Annotated in this window: 3 protein-coding genes; all 3 read right to left on the reverse strand. The window is 75.6% G+C overall.

Annotated elements, in window-relative coordinates:
- Window positions 1-28 precede the first annotated feature (28 nt).
- The 3 genes from CK485_RS06435 to CK485_RS06445 all read right to left on the reverse strand — a co-directional run bounded on the left by CK485_RS06435 (window position 29) and on the right by CK485_RS06445 (window position 17,210).
- Window positions 29-9,067 (reverse strand): type I polyketide synthase, encoded by a 9,039-nt coding sequence (locus CK485_RS06435; protein ID WP_109447900.1) that lies wholly within the window; start codon window positions 9,065-9,067, stop codon window positions 29-31.
- A gap of 9 nt (window positions 9,068-9,076) precedes the next feature.
- A complete protein-coding gene (locus CK485_RS06440; RefSeq protein ID WP_158288172.1) occupies window positions 9,077-13,900 on the reverse strand; it encodes a type I polyketide synthase in 4,824 nt (1,607 codons plus the stop codon).
- Between the two features lie 169 nt (window positions 13,901-14,069).
- Window positions 14,070-17,210 (reverse strand): type I polyketide synthase, encoded by a 3,141-nt coding sequence (locus CK485_RS06445; protein WP_342673468.1) that lies wholly within the window; start codon window positions 17,208-17,210, stop codon window positions 14,070-14,072.
- Between the last annotated feature and the right edge of the window lie 24 nt (window positions 17,211-17,234).

The raw sequence follows: 17,234 nt of genomic DNA on the forward strand, positions 1-17,234 counted from the left end.
CGGCGGCCGTGCGCGCCGGTGGTCCTTCTCAGCCCCTGCGACGGCGGGCCGCGGCGGACTTCAGGCCCGAACGGCGCAGCGCGGCGTGTTGCGCTCCGTCGGGCGCCGTGGCCGCCTGGTCGCCGGGACCGTCGACGACCCTGGCCAGGGCGAGCACGGTCGGGGCCTCGTAGAGGATGTGCGGGGGCAGGTCGGCGCCGGGGAAAGCGCGCCGCAGGTCGGCGAGGAGCGCGATGCCGAGCAGGGAGTTGCCGCCGAGCTCGAAGAAGTTGTCCATCGCGCCGACGCGTTCCAGCTTGAGCTTGTCGCACCAGACGGCCGCGAGCTTTCCTTGCGTCGGTCCGTCCGGTTCGCGGTAGGGGGTGAGCAGTTCGGGCCGGGGGTGCCGGGCGTCGGCGGGTCCGGCGCCCGCGGGCGTGGTGACCGCCTCCACTGTGAAACCGGTGCTGTACCTGACCATGGTGGGCAGGTCCTGGGTGGAGACGACCACCCGGGCCTCGCCGGAGGCCAGCGCCCGTACCAGGCAGCGCCAGCCCTCCTCGAAGGTGATCCCGAACGCCGCCCGGTGGGACCGGAAGAACGCCTGGAGCCCCTCGTCGTAGCCGGAGAGCCCGGAGTCCCAGGCGTTCCAGGTCCACTCCCCCCAGTCCACCGACAGCACCCTCCGTCCGTTCGCGGTCAGTCTGGCCGCGTAGCCGTCGAGGTAGGCGTTGGCGGCGCAGTAGTCGACCTGGCCGGGGCCGCCGCCGGTGGCGGAGGTGATGGAGGAGAACAGCACCAGGAAGTCGAGGGGGATCTCGTCCTCGCCGCCGGTGCCCAGCGCCTCGGCGATGGCTCGGGTGCCGGCCACCTTGGGCGCCAGCACCAGGTCCGAGTCGTCGGGGTGCTTGAACTGCATCAGGCCGGTGCCGGGCACGCCCGCGGTGTGCAGGACGCCGTGCAGGGCTCCGAAGGTTCGCGTCGCGGTGTCGATCGCGCGGCGCACGTCGGCCGGGTCGGCCACGTCGCCGGTGACGATCTCCACCTCGGCGCCCAGCTCCATGATGCCGAGCACCTTGGCCACGCGTTCCCGGATGGCCTCGTCGGCCGCCTGCTCGCCGTCGGTGATGGCCTGCCAGGTTTCGCGGGGCGGCAGGCCCCTGCGCCCGAACAGCACCAGCTTCGCCCGGTGTCGGCCCGCCAGCTCCCGGGCCAGGCCCAGGGCGATGCCGCCCAGCCCGCCGGTGATCAGGTAGACCCCGCCGTCCCGGAAGCCGGTGCCCTCGGCGCCGTCGGCCGGTGTGGCGGGAAGTGTCTCGTAGTCGCAGACCCAGCGCCTGCCGCCGCGCAGTGCCACGGCGGAGTCGGTGCGGGGGCGGCGCAGTTCGGCGACGATCGCCCGGGGCGTGGTGTGCGGTTCGGCGTCCAGCAGCCGGGTCGCCACCGAGGGGTACTCCAGCGGGACGACCAGCGTGGGGCCGATCAGCGTCGCCGCGTCCGGGCGGACCTCGTGGCCGCCGAGCACAGCATGCGCTCCCGTCGTCACGATGTCCAGGCCCCAGTCGGAGCAACCGAGTTCACCGGCGGCACGGGCCAGCGCGACCAGCGTGTGCAGGCCGCAGCGCACGGTCTCCTCGACCCCACCTGGGCGTTCGGCGAGTGCCCACAGGTGCACGACGCGCTCCAGGCGCCGTCCGTCGCGTTCGAGCGCACGCAGCATGGCCTGCGCGTCCTCGCTGCTGCCCGGCCGGACCACGTACGCGTCGCCGGCCTCCTCGTACGCCGATCCGGGGCGCACGGTGAGCACGGTGGCGCCCTCGGGGCGTGCGGCACGCCGGAGCTCCTCCAGCACGGCGTCGGCCTCCGGCCCGTCGGCGTACACCAGCCAGCAGGACGGCTGCCGGGGGGCTGCGGCGGGGGCCGCGGTCTGCCGCCACACGGGTTGGTGGACCCACTGCTCCTCGGGGAGCTTCGGCACCCGGTCGATGTCCTCGAACTGCGCCGGCACACCGTCGTGCGCGGTGGGGCCTGAGGGCGAGGGCGCGAGGGCGGGGGCGGGGCTCCGCTCGATCCAGTAGCGCTGGCGCTGGAACGGGTAGGTGGGCAGCGGTATCCGGCCCGGTGCGGCGGCGTCCGGTACCGGGCTCCGGCGGCCGTGGTAGGCCTGCCAGTCCAGGTCGACGCCGGTCAGCCACAGCCGCGCCAGGCATTCGGTCAGCACGGCGTCGGCGGGCCGGGGGTCGCTCTGCGCGGGCAGGGTTGCGGTGATCAGCGGCCAGCGCTCGGGCGGGCAGCCCGCGCCGCGCATCATGGCGCCCAGCGACTGGCCGGGCCCGATCTCCACGATGGCCGACTCCGGGTCGGCGAGCAGGGCTTGCGCGCCCTCGGCGAACCGCACGGTGCCGCACATGTGCTTCGCCCAGTAGGCCGGGTCGCGTACCAGGGCGGCGTCGGCGAGACCGCCGGTGACGTTGGACAGGTAGGGCAGGCGGGGTGCCTCCAGCCGGACGTTCTCCGCGATCCAGCGCGTCAGTTCGGCGGCGGCGGGTTCCAGCATGCGCGAGTGGAACGCGTGCGTGGTGCGCAGCGCGCGGCTGGGTACGCCCTCGCGTTCCAGGTCGGCGGCGAGCGCGGCCACCGCGTCGGCGGGTCCGGCGACGACGACCGCGCGCGGCCCGTTGACCGCGGCGACGTCCAGGCCGCGGTCCGCGAGGCCGAAGCGCCCGGTCAGCTCTTCGGCGCTCAGCGGCACCGCGGTCATCGCGCCGCCGGGCAGCGCGTCGATCAGCCGTGCCCGGTGCACGACCAGGGCGATGGCGTCCTCCAGCGACAGCACTCCGGCGACGCAGGCGGCCACGTACTCGCCGAGGCTGTATCCCAGCATCGCGGCCGGGCGCAGCCCCCATCCCATCAGGGTGCGGGCGAGAGCGTGGTCGACGGCGAACATCAGCGGCTGCACGACGTCGGTGCGCTCCAGCCGCGTGGTACGCGGGTCGTCCGTGCCGCCGCTGCCCCGGCCGAGCAGCGCCGCCAGGTCGAGCGCGCCGCCGTCGCGGGCGCCGGTGAGAAGGTCGGCGGCGTCGGTGTCGGGCAGGTGGCGGGCGAGGATCGTCAGGCAGCGGTCGAGTTCGGCGCCGAAGGCGGGCTCGTGCCGGTACAACTCGCCGACCAGGCCCGGGTACTGCTCCCCCACTCCGGCGAACAGGAAGGCCACGGGCCGCCCTTGGGCGGTCTCGGTGCGCGAGGCGAGCGGGTGGTCGGGGTCGGTGCCGGACAGCGCGGCCACCGCCTGCGCCAGGTCGCCCACGACGGCGGCGCTGCGGTGCTCGAAGGTCTTGCGGCCCACCTGGAGGGTGTACGCGACGTCGGCGAGCGGGGTGCCGGGGTGGGCGGCGAGGTGCTCGCCGAGTCGCCGGGCCGCCTCGTCGGCGGCGGTGGCGGTGCGGGCGGAGACCGGCAGGAGGTGGTGGCGGCGCCCGCCCGGAGCGTCCGGTGCGCCGGGCGCGGGTCTCGCGGGCGGCTCCTCGACCACGACGTGCACGTTGGTGCCTCCCATGCCGAGCGAGTTGAGACCGGCGAGACGCGGCCGTCCGTCCTGCGGCGCCGGCCAGTCGGCCAGCGTCGTGTTGACGTAGAACGGGCTCGTCTCGAAGTCGATGCGCGGGTTGGGACGGGTGAAGTTGAGAGTCGCGGGCAGCTTGCGGTCGCGTACCGTCAGCGCGGTCTTGATCAGGCCCGCGGTGCCGGCGGCGTGGTTGAGGTGGCCGATGTTGGTCTTCACCGCGCCGATGGGAATCGTGCGGCGCGGGGTGTCGTCGCCGAACGCCCGGGTGAGCGCGGCGACTTCGATGGGATCGCCGAGTTCGGTGGCGGTGCCGTGCGCCTCGACGTAACCGATGTCGGCGGCGGTGACGCCGGCGTCCGCCATGGCCGCCTCGACCACCTTGGCCTGCCCGGCGACGCTGGGCGCGGTGTAACCGACCTTCAGGGCGCCGTCGTTGTTCGCCGCGGAGCCGCGGATGACGGCGTGCACGGTGTCGCCGTCGCGCAGCGCGTCGGAGAGCCGCTTGAGGACGACCACGGTGGCGCCGTCGCCGAACATCGTGCCGCGCGCGTCCGCGTCGAAGGTGTGCACGTGGCCGTCGTGCGACTCCATGCCGCCTTCCCGCCTGCGGTGCCCCGTCCTGTCCGGCACCGCGATGGAGACTCCTCCGGCGAGCGCCATCTCGCACTCACCGGAGCGCAGGGCCTGGACGGCGAGGTGGACGCCGACCAGCGAGGTCGAGCAGAACGTCTGGACGGCCACGCTCGGCCCGTGCAGGTCGAACAGGTAGGAGACGGACGTGGTGAGCGCGTCCTTGTCGTTGCTCATGATGATCTCGTACGGGCTCACGTCGTCGCCCGCGGTGAGCTGCGGCAGGATGCCCAGCAGGTAGGTGGAGATGTTGGAACCGCCGAACACCCCCACCCGTTCGCGGTAGGCCTCGTTGGCGTAGCCGGAGTCCTCCAGAGCCTCCCAGCACACCTCGAGGAAGAGCCGCTGCTGCGGGTCGGTGAGGGCGGCCATGCGCGGGCTCATGCCGAAGAACCCGGCGTCGAACTCGCCCACACCGTCCAGCACCGCGCGCGCCGGGACGTAGTCGGGGTCGCGGACCGACTCGGGATCGGCGCCCGCCTCGATCAGTTCCTCGGGCGTGAAGAAGGTGATGGACTCCACGCCGTCGCACACGTTCCGCCAGAAGTGCGCCACGTCCTGCGCGCCGGGGAAGCGCCCGGCCATACCGACGATGGCGATCCGCCGGCCGGGGTCGTCGAAGTCGGGACCACTCGGCTCGGTCGTGGCGAACGGACCGGGGGTCGTGAGGGCCGGGTTCGTGGGAAGCGGCGCGGGGATCGTGGGAGGCGGCGCGGCGGTCGTCGTGGCCGGTGCGTCCGGAGTGACCGGTGCGGCCGTGGTGACCGGTGGCGTCGTCGTGGCCGGTGCGGCCGTCTCGGCGGGGGCCGGGGTGGCGGGCCCGGTGGCCGCGGTCGTGGCAGGGGTCGGCGGCGTCCCCGCGCGCTCCGCGTCCAGCACCGCCGCCAAGCGGTGCACGGTCGGCGCCTCGAAGAGGGTCACCGTCGGCACGGTCACGCCGAACCGCGTCTTGACGGTGGCGAGCATCTGCAACGCGAGCAGTGAATTGCCGCCGAGGTCGAAGAAGTTGTCGCGGGTACCGACCGGTTCGACGCCGAGGGTGCCCGTCCACAGTGCGCACAGCTCGCGCTCGGTACGGGTGAGCGGGGAGGCGTAGGGCTGCGGGAGGTCGGGGCGCGGGAACGCGGCGGTCGCGGCGGCCGGCGCGCTCTCGGCGGGGCGCGGCAGCCGGTCGTCCAGGCCACCCGCCGCGGCCACCACCACGTCCAGCGGCTGGGCGAGCGCGCGGTCGAAGGCGGCGAGGGACTCCCGCTCCGTCATCGCGTGCGCCGCCATGGCGGCGCCGAACCGTTCGTCGACCTTGCGCAGAGTCGGCGCCCAGGTGTCCCAGGCCACCGAGATCCACCGCGTACCGGTCCCGTCGCCCCCGCGCCTGGCGTACGCGGCGAGCGCGGCGTTCGCGGCCGCGTAGCCGCCGAAGGCCAGGCCGCCGAGGTGGGCGGAGGTCGAGGAGAACAACGCGCACCAGCGGGGCGCGTCCCCTGCGGCCAGCTCCCCGATGACCGCGTCCAGCACGCGCGCCCCCGTGACCTTTGCGCCGAAGTGGCGTGCCAGTGAGCTGTCTTGACGCTCACTCAAGGGAACGAAGGCGTCCGTCGCCGTGTCGGCCGCCGCGTGCACGACCCCGTCGAAGCGCTCGGTGGCGAAGAGCGCGCGCACCGCCTCGGTGTCGGTGACGTCGACCCGGGGGGTGTCGATCGCGGCGCCGAGCGCACGGAGTCGTTCGACAGCGCGGGTGCGCGGGTCGCCCGGGTCGGTGGGCACTCCTGCGCGCGAGGCGAGCACGAGGCGGGAGGCGCCGGAGCGCACGAAGTGCTCCGCGAGCAGGAGGCCGACGTCGCCCAGACCGCCGGTGATCAGGTAGTGGCCGCCGGTCCTGACGGCCGTGAATCCGGACTCGGCGACGGGGGCCGGCTCGTAGCAGGGCACGTGACGGCTTGCGGCGCGGTGGGCGACGAGCACGGACTCCGGTGCTCCGTGGGCGAGTTCGGCGGCCAGGCGGTCGGCGGCCGGGTCGAGGTCGTGGGTGGGGTCGAGGTCGACGCCGAGGGTGACCAGGCCCGGGTACTCCTGGGCGGCGACCACCGGAAGGGTGGCGACGGCGGCCTGCGCGGGGCGTCCTGGCTCGGCGGGGCCGACGTCCTGGCCGCCCCGGGTGACCACGACGAGCCGGGCGGTGTCCGCTGCCCCGGCCCACGCGGCCGCGGTGGCGGCGGCCCGTGCGTACGCGGTGCGGGGGTCGTCGTCCTCGTCCGTCCCGCCGGGTGAGGCGAAGTGGACCACGGTCAGCGGCCCTTCGCCCTCAACGGCCGCCTCGGCCATGGTGCCGTCCGGTGCGACGGTCACCCGTGCGCCGCCGCCGCGCAGCCGGGCGGCGAGGGCGTCGGCGAGGCCGGAGGAGTCGGCGACGAGCAGGTACCGGCCGCCGGTCGCGGTCGCCGTGAGCGGCTTGGTGGCCGTCCAGCGGCGTTCCAGCAGTTCCACGTGGCCGCCGTCCGTCCGCGCGGTCGTCCGCGTCATCGTCCGCGCGGCCTTCGCACGAGGCGTCTCGGGCGGGTCGATCCAGTAGCGTTCGCGCTGGAACGGGTAACCGGGCAGCCCGGTGCGGCGCACGTCGCGGCCCTGCTGGAAACCGGACCAGTCGAGTGCCGCCCCCGCCAGCCAGAGCCTGGCCGCGGCCTCGGCGAGCGCGGCGTCCGGGCTTCGGTCGCCGGCGGCCGGTGGCAAGGCGGCCACCACCAGCCCGTCGTCGTCGGTGAGTTCGCGGGCTCGCGCGGTCCACTGGCTCGCGGGGCCGGCCTCCAGCAGGACGTGGCCGCCATGCTCGCGCAGCGTGGCGAGCGCCGCGTCGAGGGCGTCGGGGGCGGTCACGTCGGCGATGGCGGCCCAGAAGGCGGGATCGGCGGCCTGCTCGGCGGTCACGAACGCCCCGGTCGCCGGGTCGATGAGCGGAACGGTGGGCGCCGCCCCGGCCGGCGCGGTGGTGTCGTTCCCGCCGGCCAGGGCGAGGGCGGCCTCCAGCGACAGCGCGCCGGACAGGCAGGCGGCCACCAGGGCACCGGTCCCCCGACCGTGCAGCGCGGCGGGCTCGACCCCCCACGAACGCACCAGCGCGGCCAGCGCGTAACCGGTGACGAACTCGCCACGCGCGGCGTCCGGGAAGGCGGTCTCCCCCGGCGTGGCGCCGCCGCTGCCGGAGTCGGGGGGCAGCGCCCCCAGGCAGTCGTCCACCGCCGCGCGGAAGGCCGGTTCCGTCGCGTACAGCGCCTCGGCGGTCTCCCGCGGGCAGCCGCCGTCGGGGAGGAGGAACGCGGTCGTGCGCTCGTCGGTGGCGTCGGCGCGGGTCAGCGCGGTGCCGGAGCGCAGCGCGGTGACGGCGCCGGTGGCGGTGTCGGCGACGAGGGCGCGGCGGTGGCGGAAACGCTTGCGGCCGCTCTGCAGGGTGTAGGCCGTGTCGTCGAGGTCGGCGCCGGAGGTGGCGAGTGCCCGCGCCAGGTCTTCGGTGAGGTGGTCGGCGGCGCGTGCGGTGCGGGCGGACCACACCAGCGGCTGGGCTCGGCGGTCGCCGCGCGTGCCGGGACGGGGCGGCGCGGGGGCCTCCTCCAGGACGACGTGGGCGTTGGTGCCGCCGATGCCGAAGGCGCTGACCCCGGCGCGGCGGGTGCGGTCGCCGGACGGCCAGGCGTGCGGTGCGGTGACGACGGTCAACCGGGCGTCACCGGAAGCGAGTTGGGGGTTGGGGCGGGCGTGGTTGAGGGTGGCCGGGATCTCTCCGTGGTGCAGGGCGAGGGCGGTCTTGATCAGGCCGGTGACGCCGGCGGCGCGGTCGAGGTGGCCCAGGTTGGTCTTGACGGAGCCGATCAGCACGTCCTGGCCTTCGAACACCTGCTGGAGCGCGGCGAGTTCGGCGGCGTCGCCGAGCGCGGTGCCGGTGCCGTGCGCCTCGACGTAGTCGATGTCGGCCGGGTCGAGTCCGGCGGCGGCGAGCGCCTCGGCCACCACGCGGGCCTGCCCGTCGACGCCGGGGGCGGTGAACCCGACCTTGCGGCCCGCGTCGTTGTTGACCGCCCAGCCGCGAATCACCGCGTACACCCGGTCGCCGTCGGCGAGGGCGTCCTCCAGGCGGCGCAGCGCGACCACGCCGACGCCGTTGCCCAGCAGGCTGCCCTGGCCGCAGGCGTCGAAGGCACGGCACTCGCCGTCGGGCGAGCTGATGCCGCCGGGCTGGTAGAGGTAGCCGGTGGCGGCCGGGACGGTCACCGCGACGCCGCCCGCGAGGGCGAGGTCGCACTCGAACGCGGCGAGGCTGGAGGCGGCGGCGCAGACCGCGACCAGGGAGGTCGAGCAGTAGCTCTGCACCCCGTAGGCGGGGCCGGTCAGGCCGAGGGTGTGGGCGACCCGGAGGGTGAGGGAGTCCTTGTCGTTGGCGAGCCCGACGGTCAGGTCGCCGACGCTCGCCCCGGCGCCCGCGGGCACCAGGTTGTTCGTCAGGTAGGTGCTGATGGCGCAGCCCGCGAAGACGCCGATGCTGCCGTCGAAGCGGGCCGGGTCGCAGCCGGCGTCCTCCAGCGCGTGCCAGCTGTGCTCCAGGAACAGCCGGTGCTGCGGGTCGAGGACCTGCGCCTCCTTGGGGTTGAAGCCGAAGAACTCGGCGTCGAACAGGTCGATCCCGTCGACGACGGCTCCGGCCTTGACGTAGGCGGGGTCGGCGAGCGCGGTCTCGGGCACGCCCGCGGCGCGCAACTGATCGTCGGTGAAGCGGGTGATGCCGGAGCGGCCTTCGCGCAGGGCGGTCCACAGTTCGCCCGCGTCGGCGGCGCCGGGGAACCGTCCCGCCAGGCCGACCAGGGCGATGTCCGTCGGGGACACCTCGGTGGGGTTGTGCTCGGTCATGTCCGTCCTCTACTTCCGGGAGTTGGATGCGGCGTGGGCACCGCGGGCGCGGCGCCGCCGCTCGCCCCGGGCGGAGCCGGAGTCGGAGGCAGGGGCCGCGGGCGCGGCGCCTGCCGGTCTGTCGTCGAGGGCCGCGGCGAAGGCGGCCACCGTGGGGTGCTGGAAGAGGACGGCGGGCGCGATCCGCCGCTCCAGCCGCTTCTCGATGGCGGCCACCATGGCCATGCCGACCAGGGAGTTGCCGCCGAGGTCGAAGAACGGGTCGTGCACGCCGACGGCCTCGATGCCGAGGTGGTGGCCCCAGCTGTCCGCGATGGTGGTCTCCAGCGGGGTGCGCGGGGCCACGTACTCGGTGCGCAGCCGGGGCCGGGGGAAGCGGCCGCGTCCCGCGGCCGCCGCCGTCTCGCCGACCAGCGCGTCCAGGTCGGTGATGGCCGCCCACTCCCGCAGTCCCTCCTTGAGCGGCTGCCGTACGGCGACCACGGCGCCCCGGGCGGCGGCGGCCACGCGGCCGAGGAAGGCGCAACCGCCCTCGTCGGTGAAGCCGTACCGCTCGCGGTGGGCGCGCACCCGGTCGGCGAGGGCGCCGCCGAGCCCTTCGGCCTGCCAGTCGTCGTGCCGCCACGGGCCCCAGGCGGCGGTGAGCACACGGGTGCCCTCCGCGGTGGCGGCGAGGGCTTCGCCATAGGCGTCCAGGACGCTGTTGGCGGCGCAGTAGTCGCCCTCGCCGAGGCCGCCGAAGACGGTGACGGCGGACGAGTAGAGCACCAGAAGCTCCAGCCGTCGGCCGTGCGGGGCGGCGGGGCCGGTGAGTTCGGCGAGCGGGCCCATGGCGTGGACCTTCGGCGCGAGCACCCGGTGGGCGGCGTCCGGGGTGAGCCGGGCGGCCATGCCGGCGGAGGGCAGCCCGGCCGCGTGCAGCACGCCGTGCAGGGCGCCGAAGTGCTCCCGGCAGGCGTCCAGCGCGCGGCGCAACGCCTCGGGGTCGCCGACGTCGGCGCTCAGCAGCAGGACGTCGGCGCCTTCCGCCTCCAGTTCGGCGACGGCGGCGAGCGCGGCGGCGGCGCGGCCCTCGGGGCCGGTCGCGGCGGCGGCGCGCAGGTCGGTGCGGCCGACCAGGGCGAGGCGGCGTACCCCGAGTGCGACGAGATGGCGGGCGAGCGCGAGGCCGAGGCCGCGGGTGCCGCCGGTGACGAGGTAGACGCCGTCGGCGCGGACCGGGAGGGCACCGCCGCCGGGCAGCGGCACCGGGCGCCAGTCCTTGACGAGCCGGCGGCCGTTGCGCCGGGCGACGAGCGCGGGCCCTGGCTCGCCGGAGGCGTCGTCGGTCTCGCAGTCGCCGTCCCAGGGCCGCAGGTCGAGTTCCTCGGCGGCCCAGCGGGCGGACCGCTCGGCGCTGTCGGCGGGGTCGAGGTCGAGGCCGCGCCAGTCGATGCCGAGGTGTTCGACCCGTACGACCCGGCCGAAGCCGTGGGCCATGGCCTGCTGCGGATGGACGCAGTCCCCGCCGACGACCCCGGCGGCGCCCGAGGTGCAGGTCAGCAGCCGGACGTCCTGGCCGGTGGTGGCGAGCGCCTGGACGGTGTGCAGCAGGCTGTCGAACCCGTACCGCACGGCTTCCCGCAGCTCGGCGTCGTCGGCGTACCCGGGGCGGCCGGACGGCTCGCGCACGCTCCACAGGTGTGCGATCCGCAGCGGCGCGGTGCCGGCGGCGGGCAGCGCGGCGAACAGCTCGCGGTAGTGGGCGGGTTCGGTGGGATCGATGGTGACGCGCCGCCCGTCGCGTCCGAAGTGGGCGCCCGGGACCACTTCGGTGACCGGCACACCGGCGGCCTCGGCGCGGTCGGCCAGCGCGGCGCCGGCACCGCGCGGGTCGGCGAAGACGACGAGCGGACCCGCCGCGCGCCCGTCGCCCCTGCCGTTCGCGGCGGGCTCCGGGGCGAGGGTGATGTCGTGGTTCCAGACGGGGGCGTAGCACAGGTCCTCGGGATCCGGACGGCCCGACTGGGCCTGTGCGGCCGGCAGTTGGGTGGCGCCGGGCGCATCGGGCCAGTAGCGCGTGCGCTGGAAGGGGTAGGCGGGCAGATCCACGAGGCGACCGCCGTCGTCGCCGCGCACGGCCTCCCAGTCGAGGTCGACGCCGAGTTCCCACAGCCGTCCGCAGGTCTCCAGAACGCGGGCACGTTCGCCGGTGGCCGCGCCGGTCTGCCATCCGGCGGCGAGGGTGCCGAGGACGGCGGGCTCGGCGCCGCCCGGTGTGGCGTTCTGCCGCAGCAGCCCGCCGAGGGTCTGGCCGGGGCCGAGTTCCACGTAGGCGTCGACGCCCGCCTCGGCGCAGGCCCGCAGTCCCTCGGCGAAGCGCACCGGGCTGGTGAGGTGGCCCGCCCAGTACGCCGGGTCGGTGGCCTGGTCCGCGGTGAGGGGGGCGCCGGTGACGTTGGAGATCAAGGTGGTGGCCGGGTGGGCGCGGGGCACCGAGGCGACGAGGGCGGCGAGTTGGTCGCGCGCGGGTGCGAGCAGGGCGGAGTGGAACGGGTGCGCCGAGCGCAGCGTGCGGTGGGCGAGGCCCGCGTCCGCGAGGTGGCGGGATGCGGTGGCGATGGCCTCGGGCGTGCCGCTGACGACGGTCATGGACGGCCCGTTGATGGCGGCGACATCGGCCGGGGCGCCGCAGAGCGCGAGTTCGGCGGCGACCCGGTCGGCGTCGGCGGCCACGGCGAGCATCCTGCCCGGCGGCGCGGCCTCGATGAGCTGGGCGCGGCCGGCGACCACCCACAGGGCGTCTTCGAGCGTGAAGACCCCGGCGAGGCAGGCCGCGACGTACTCGCCGAGGCTGTAGCCGATCAGCGCGTCGGGCCGCACGCCGTAGTGCGCGAGGAGGCGAGCGAGGGCGTACTCGACGGTGAACAGCGTCAGATGGGTGGTCCGGGCGCGGTGCGCCGCCGCCTCGTCGGCGCCGTCGTCGGTGCCCGGCCGCAGCAGCAGCCGCGCTGCGCGTCCGTCGGCGGCGTCCGCCCCCGGCGCGGCGAACAGCGCGGGACGCAGGTCGGTACCGCAGCGTGCGCGTACGGCGGTCAGGCAGGCCTGAACCGCCCCGGCGAAGACCGGCTCGGCACGGTAGAGGTCCTGCGCCATGCCGGGGTACTGGTCGCCGGTGCCGGGCAGCAGGTACGCCACCCGGGGCCGGCCTTCGACCGTGCGGGTACCGGGCGATCCTGCCGCGTCGGCGAGCCGGGCGGCGGCGTCGGCGCGGTCGGTGGCGACGATCGCGCGCCGGAACTCCAGGTGGGCGCGTCCGCTGCGCAGGGTGTAGGCGGTGTCGGCGAGCGGCACGGACCCCGCGCGTCCGGCGACGCCGGCCAGCCGCTCGGCCAAGGCCGGTTCGCAGGCCGCGGAGACGGGCAGGAGAACCTCCCTGCGCGGCTCGACATTTGACGCCCCGTCAGCAACCGCGGGCTCCGGGGCGGCGGACAGGACGGCGTGGGCGTTGGTGCCGCACCAGCCGAACGAGCTGACGCCGGCCAGCGCGGGGGCTTCCCCGCCGCTCGGCAGCGGATGCGCGGAGGCCACCGGTGCGATGCCGTGGGCGTCACGTACCGACTCGGCCGGATCGGTCATGTTGAGATTGGGCGGAACGGTGCCGTGCTTCAGGACCAGCACGGCCTTGATGAGTCCGGCCATGCCCGCGGCTGCCTGGGTGTGGCCGACGTTGGTCTTCACCGCACCGACCCGCAGCGGGCTCCCGGCGTCGCGGTTCCCGAACACCTCGCAGAGCGCGCCGAGTTCGATCGCGTCGCCCAGCCGCGTGCCGGAGCCATGCGCCTCCACGTAGGCCACCTCGTCGGGGGCGGCACCGGCGGCGGCCAGCGCGCGGCGGATCACGTCCACCTGCGCCTGCCTGCTGGGCGCGGTCAGCCCGTTGCTGCGGCCGTCCTGGTTGACCGCGGTGCCGCGGACGACGGCGTGCACGCGGTCGCCGTCGGCGAGCGCGTCGGACAGCCGCCGCAGCACGAGCACGCCCGCGCCCTCGCCGAGCACGTAGCCGTCGGCGGCGGCGTCGAAGGTCTTGCACAACCCGTCCGGGGCGAGCATCGAGGTGGCGCAGCCGTTGACGTACATGTCGGTGTGCAGCACCAGGAACGCGCCCGCCGCCAGCGCGCGGTCGCATTCCCCGCGCCGCAGCGCGGCGCCCGCCAGGTGGACGGCGACGAGGGAGGAGGAGCAGGCGGTGTCCAGCGTCAGCGTGGGACCGCGGAAGTCGAAGTGGTAGGCGAGCCGTCCCGCGACGACACTGGCGGACGCGCCCTGCCCGGCGTACGGGTCGTCGAAGAGCGCCTGGCCGTCGTTGACCTGCTGGACGCGGGCGTACTGGAGGGGGTCGGAGAACCCGGCCATGACGGCCGTGCGGCTGCCGGCCAGGTGCGGCGGCGGGGTGCCCGCGTCCTCCAGCGCCTCCCACGCCAGTTCCATCAGCAGGCGCTGCTGCGGGTCCATGCGCAGGGCTTCCTGCGGGGAGACGCCGAAGAACCTGGCGTCCCAGCCCGCCACGTCGGGCAGGAAGGCGCCCCGGGTGGTGTAGACGCCGTTCTCCTCGATCTGCGGCCGAAGGTCGAACCGTCCGCCGGGCACCTCGTCCAGCACCGCCGAGCGGCCTTCGGCCAGCAGGCGCCAGTAGGCGTCCACGCCGTCCGCGCCGGGGAAGCGGCACGACATGCCGACGACGGCGATGGGCTCGTGGCGCCGGGCGTCGGCCTCGGCGAGCCGCCGCCGTGCGTCGGCCAGGTCCACGGTGACCCGCTTGAGATATTCGCGGAGCTTGTCCTCGCCTGCCATCCTGCCTACCCCTGCCATGGTCCTGTCGGATGTGGGAAGTCGGTGAAGGTGGTGCCGGTGGAGCGGTCGTTCGGGCGAGGCAACCGGCGGCGGTGGGCCGCCGGGCGCCTCGCGGTTCACAACTGGGCGCCGTGCGAGGGCCGCACCAGCCGGGCGTCGTCGAAGGGCTTCACAACTGGGCGTCGATGAAGGCGAAGATCTCCTCGTCGGAGGCGGTCTCCAGCTCGTCGGTGAGCCCGTCCGGTACGCCGTCGGCGCCGCTCGCGGTGGCGGTCAGGCGCTCGACGGCTGCCTGAAGCAGCGTCAGTACCTGGGCGTGACGGCCGGGTTCGGCGTCGAGGGCCTCGGCGGTGAGTCCGTCGAGGGCGGCGGCGAGCGCCTGCGCCGGGTCGGGGGCCTGCGGGGCCAGCTCGGTGAGCAGGTGGTCGGCCAGGGCGGAGACCGTGGGGTGGTCGAAGACCAGGGTCGCCGGCAGCGCCAGCCCGGTCTCCGCGTTGACGCGGTTGCGCAGTTCGACGGAGCTCAGCGAGTCGAAACCGAGGTCGATGAAGGGCCGGTCGACCGCCACTGAATCGGCCGATCCGTGTGCGAGGACGGCCGCCACATGGGCCCGCAGCGTCTCGACCACCTTGTGCCGGGCGTCCGCCGCGGTCAGGCCGGTGAGCGCCTCCCCGAGGGTGACGCCACGCGGTCCGCCCGCCGTTGAACGCGACGGCGCCGCCTTCCGCACGGCGCGGACCATCCCGCGCAGCACCGGCGGGGTGCTCTCGCCGCTCTCCGCCCGGGTCCGCAGGCCGTCGAGGGCCCAGCGGGAGGCCACGACCACGGGGTCGCCCGAGCCGTCGTCCGCCAGCGCCGCGTCGAACAGGTCGAGCCCTTGCCGCTCGCTGAGCGCGGCGACACCGATGCGGGCGAGCCTGGCCTCGTCGGCGGGCGTCAGCCCCGCGCCCATGCCGGCGGTCTTCCACAGTCCCCAGTCGATCGAGAGCGCGGGCAGCCCGGCGGCGGAACGGTGGCGGGCGAGGGCGTCGAGGAAGGTGTTGGCGGCGGCGTAGTTGGCCTGACCGGCGTTGCCCAGGACGCCCGCGATCGAGGCGAACAGGACGAAGAACCGGAGCGGCTGGTCCCGCGTCAGCTCGTGGAGCAGCCAGGCGGCGTCGGCCTTGGGTCGCAGGACGCGCTCCAGGCGTTCGGCGGTGAGGCTGCCCAGCGGTGCGTCGTCCAGCGTCCCGGCGGCGTGCACGACGCCGGTCAGCGGCTGGTCGGCCGGTACCGAGTCCAGCAGGGCGGCCAGCGCCTCTCGGTCGGCGACGTCACATGCCTCGACGCGAACGTCGGCCCCCAACGAGCCCAGCTCCGCGACGAGTTGGGTGACACCTTGCGCGTCCGGCCCGCTGCGGGAGACCAGCAGCAGGTGGCGTACCCTGAAGCGCTCGGCCAGACGCCGGGCCACCAGCGCGCCCAGACCACCGGTCCCGCCGGTGACGAGCACGGTGCCGTCGGCCGCGAGCCCGGCGGGGGAGATCGCCGCCACACCGCGCCGGGTGACGCGCGGAGCCAGCAGAGCGCCGTCGCGTACACGCAGCTGCGTCTCCCCCGTGGCGACCGCACCGGCGAGCAGAGCCGCGACGGGCGTGGCCGGCTCAGGGAGGTCACCGGTGAACAGGACGAACCGGTCGGGGTGTTCCAGCTGCGCGGCCCGCACCAGGCCCCACACCGCACCGGTGCGCGGCGCGTCCGGGTCGGCCCGGAAGACCAGTCGCCCCTTCGCGAGCGCCGGGTCGGCGGCCGCCCGCTGGAGCAGCCCGAGGACGTACGCGGTGATCCCACGCACTGCGGCCGGCACGTCGCCGGAGCGGGCGGCGTCATGGGCGTCGCAGTCGACCAGCACGTGGTCGGGACCACTGCCCGTGTGGTACGCGGCGGCCAGCGCGTCCAGGTCGGCGTACTCGCGCAGCTCGTCGGTACCGCCGCCCAGCCGGGCCCAGGTGGTGTCCGCGCTCGGCTCGGGCGTGACGGGCGTCCACTCGACCTGGCCGTAGCCCGCCGGGGCACTGCCGCCGCCCGCCGCCACGAGCGCCTCGGCGGCGACCTTGCGCACGGTCAACTCGGCCGCCGACAGCACGAGTTGGCCGTCGTCATCGGCCGCCTCGACGCAGAGCCGGTCGGCACCGGTGCTGGCCAGTCGCAGTCGCAGGGCGGTGGCGCCGGTGGCGGCCTGGCGCACGCCCCGGAAGACGAACGGCAGGCGCAGCTCGGTGGAGTCGCCGTCCGCGACGTAGGGGTGGAAGGCGGAGTCCAGCAGCACCGGGTGCAGCCCGAACCCGTTCTCCTCGGCGGCCTCGGGCACCGCGACCTCGGCGAACAACTCCTCGCCGGAACGCCACGCGGCGCGCAGACCACGGAAGGCGGGACCGTACTCGTAGCCGAGGTCGGCCAGCCGGTCGTATGCGCCGCCCAGTTCGACTGGCTCGGCACCGGGAGGCGGCCATGCGGCGGCCCAGTCGCAGGACACGGCGCCGCCCGCGTCGGCCGCCAGCGTGCCGGAGGCGTGCCGGGTCCAGTCGGCGTCCGCGTCGGCGCGGGCGTGCACGCGCACGGCTCCGTCGGCGTCCACGGCCACCTGGACGTCCAGCGCCCCGGTCACGGGCAACAGCATCGGCGCCTCGAACGTCAGGTCAGCGACGGTGGCGTGCCCGGCGCGTTCTCCGGTACGCAGGACCAGGTCGAGAAGGGCGGCGCCGGGCACCACGACCCGGCCGGCCACGGCGTGGTCGGTCAGCCAGGGCAGTTCGCTCGCGGAGAGCCGCCCGGTGGCCACGACGCCTCCGTCCGCCATGGCGACGGCGGCTCGCAGCACGGGGTGGGCGAGACCGGACAGGCCCAGGTCGGCGGCGTCGGCGCGCGGAGCGGACCGGGTCAGCCAGTAGCGCTGGTGGTCGAAGGCGTAGGTGGGCAGTTCGACCGCCCTGCCGCTCTCGGCGACGGCCGCCCAGTCGACCTCGGCCCCGGCGACGTGAGCCTGGGCGAGCGCGGTGAGCAGGGCGACGGGTTCCTCGGTGTCGCGGCGTGCGGTGGCGGTGACGGTGGCCGTCGACCGCGGCGACAGACTGGAACGCACCATCCCCGCCAGCACCGCCCGAGGACCCACCTCCAGGAACACACCCGTACCGCGAGCCTCCAACCGCGCCACCACCTCAGCGAACCGCACCGCATCACGCACCTGATCCGTCCAATACTCCGGATCCGACCACGAACGCCCCACACCCACCGCCGGCTCATACGCCACCACCGGCTCACGAAACTCCACCGACGCCAACTCCGCCCGAAAACC

This window comes from Streptomyces sp. ICBB 8177, from assembly GCF_003144095.1.
Taxonomy (GTDB): domain Bacteria; phylum Actinomycetota; class Actinomycetes; order Streptomycetales; family Streptomycetaceae; genus Streptantibioticus_D.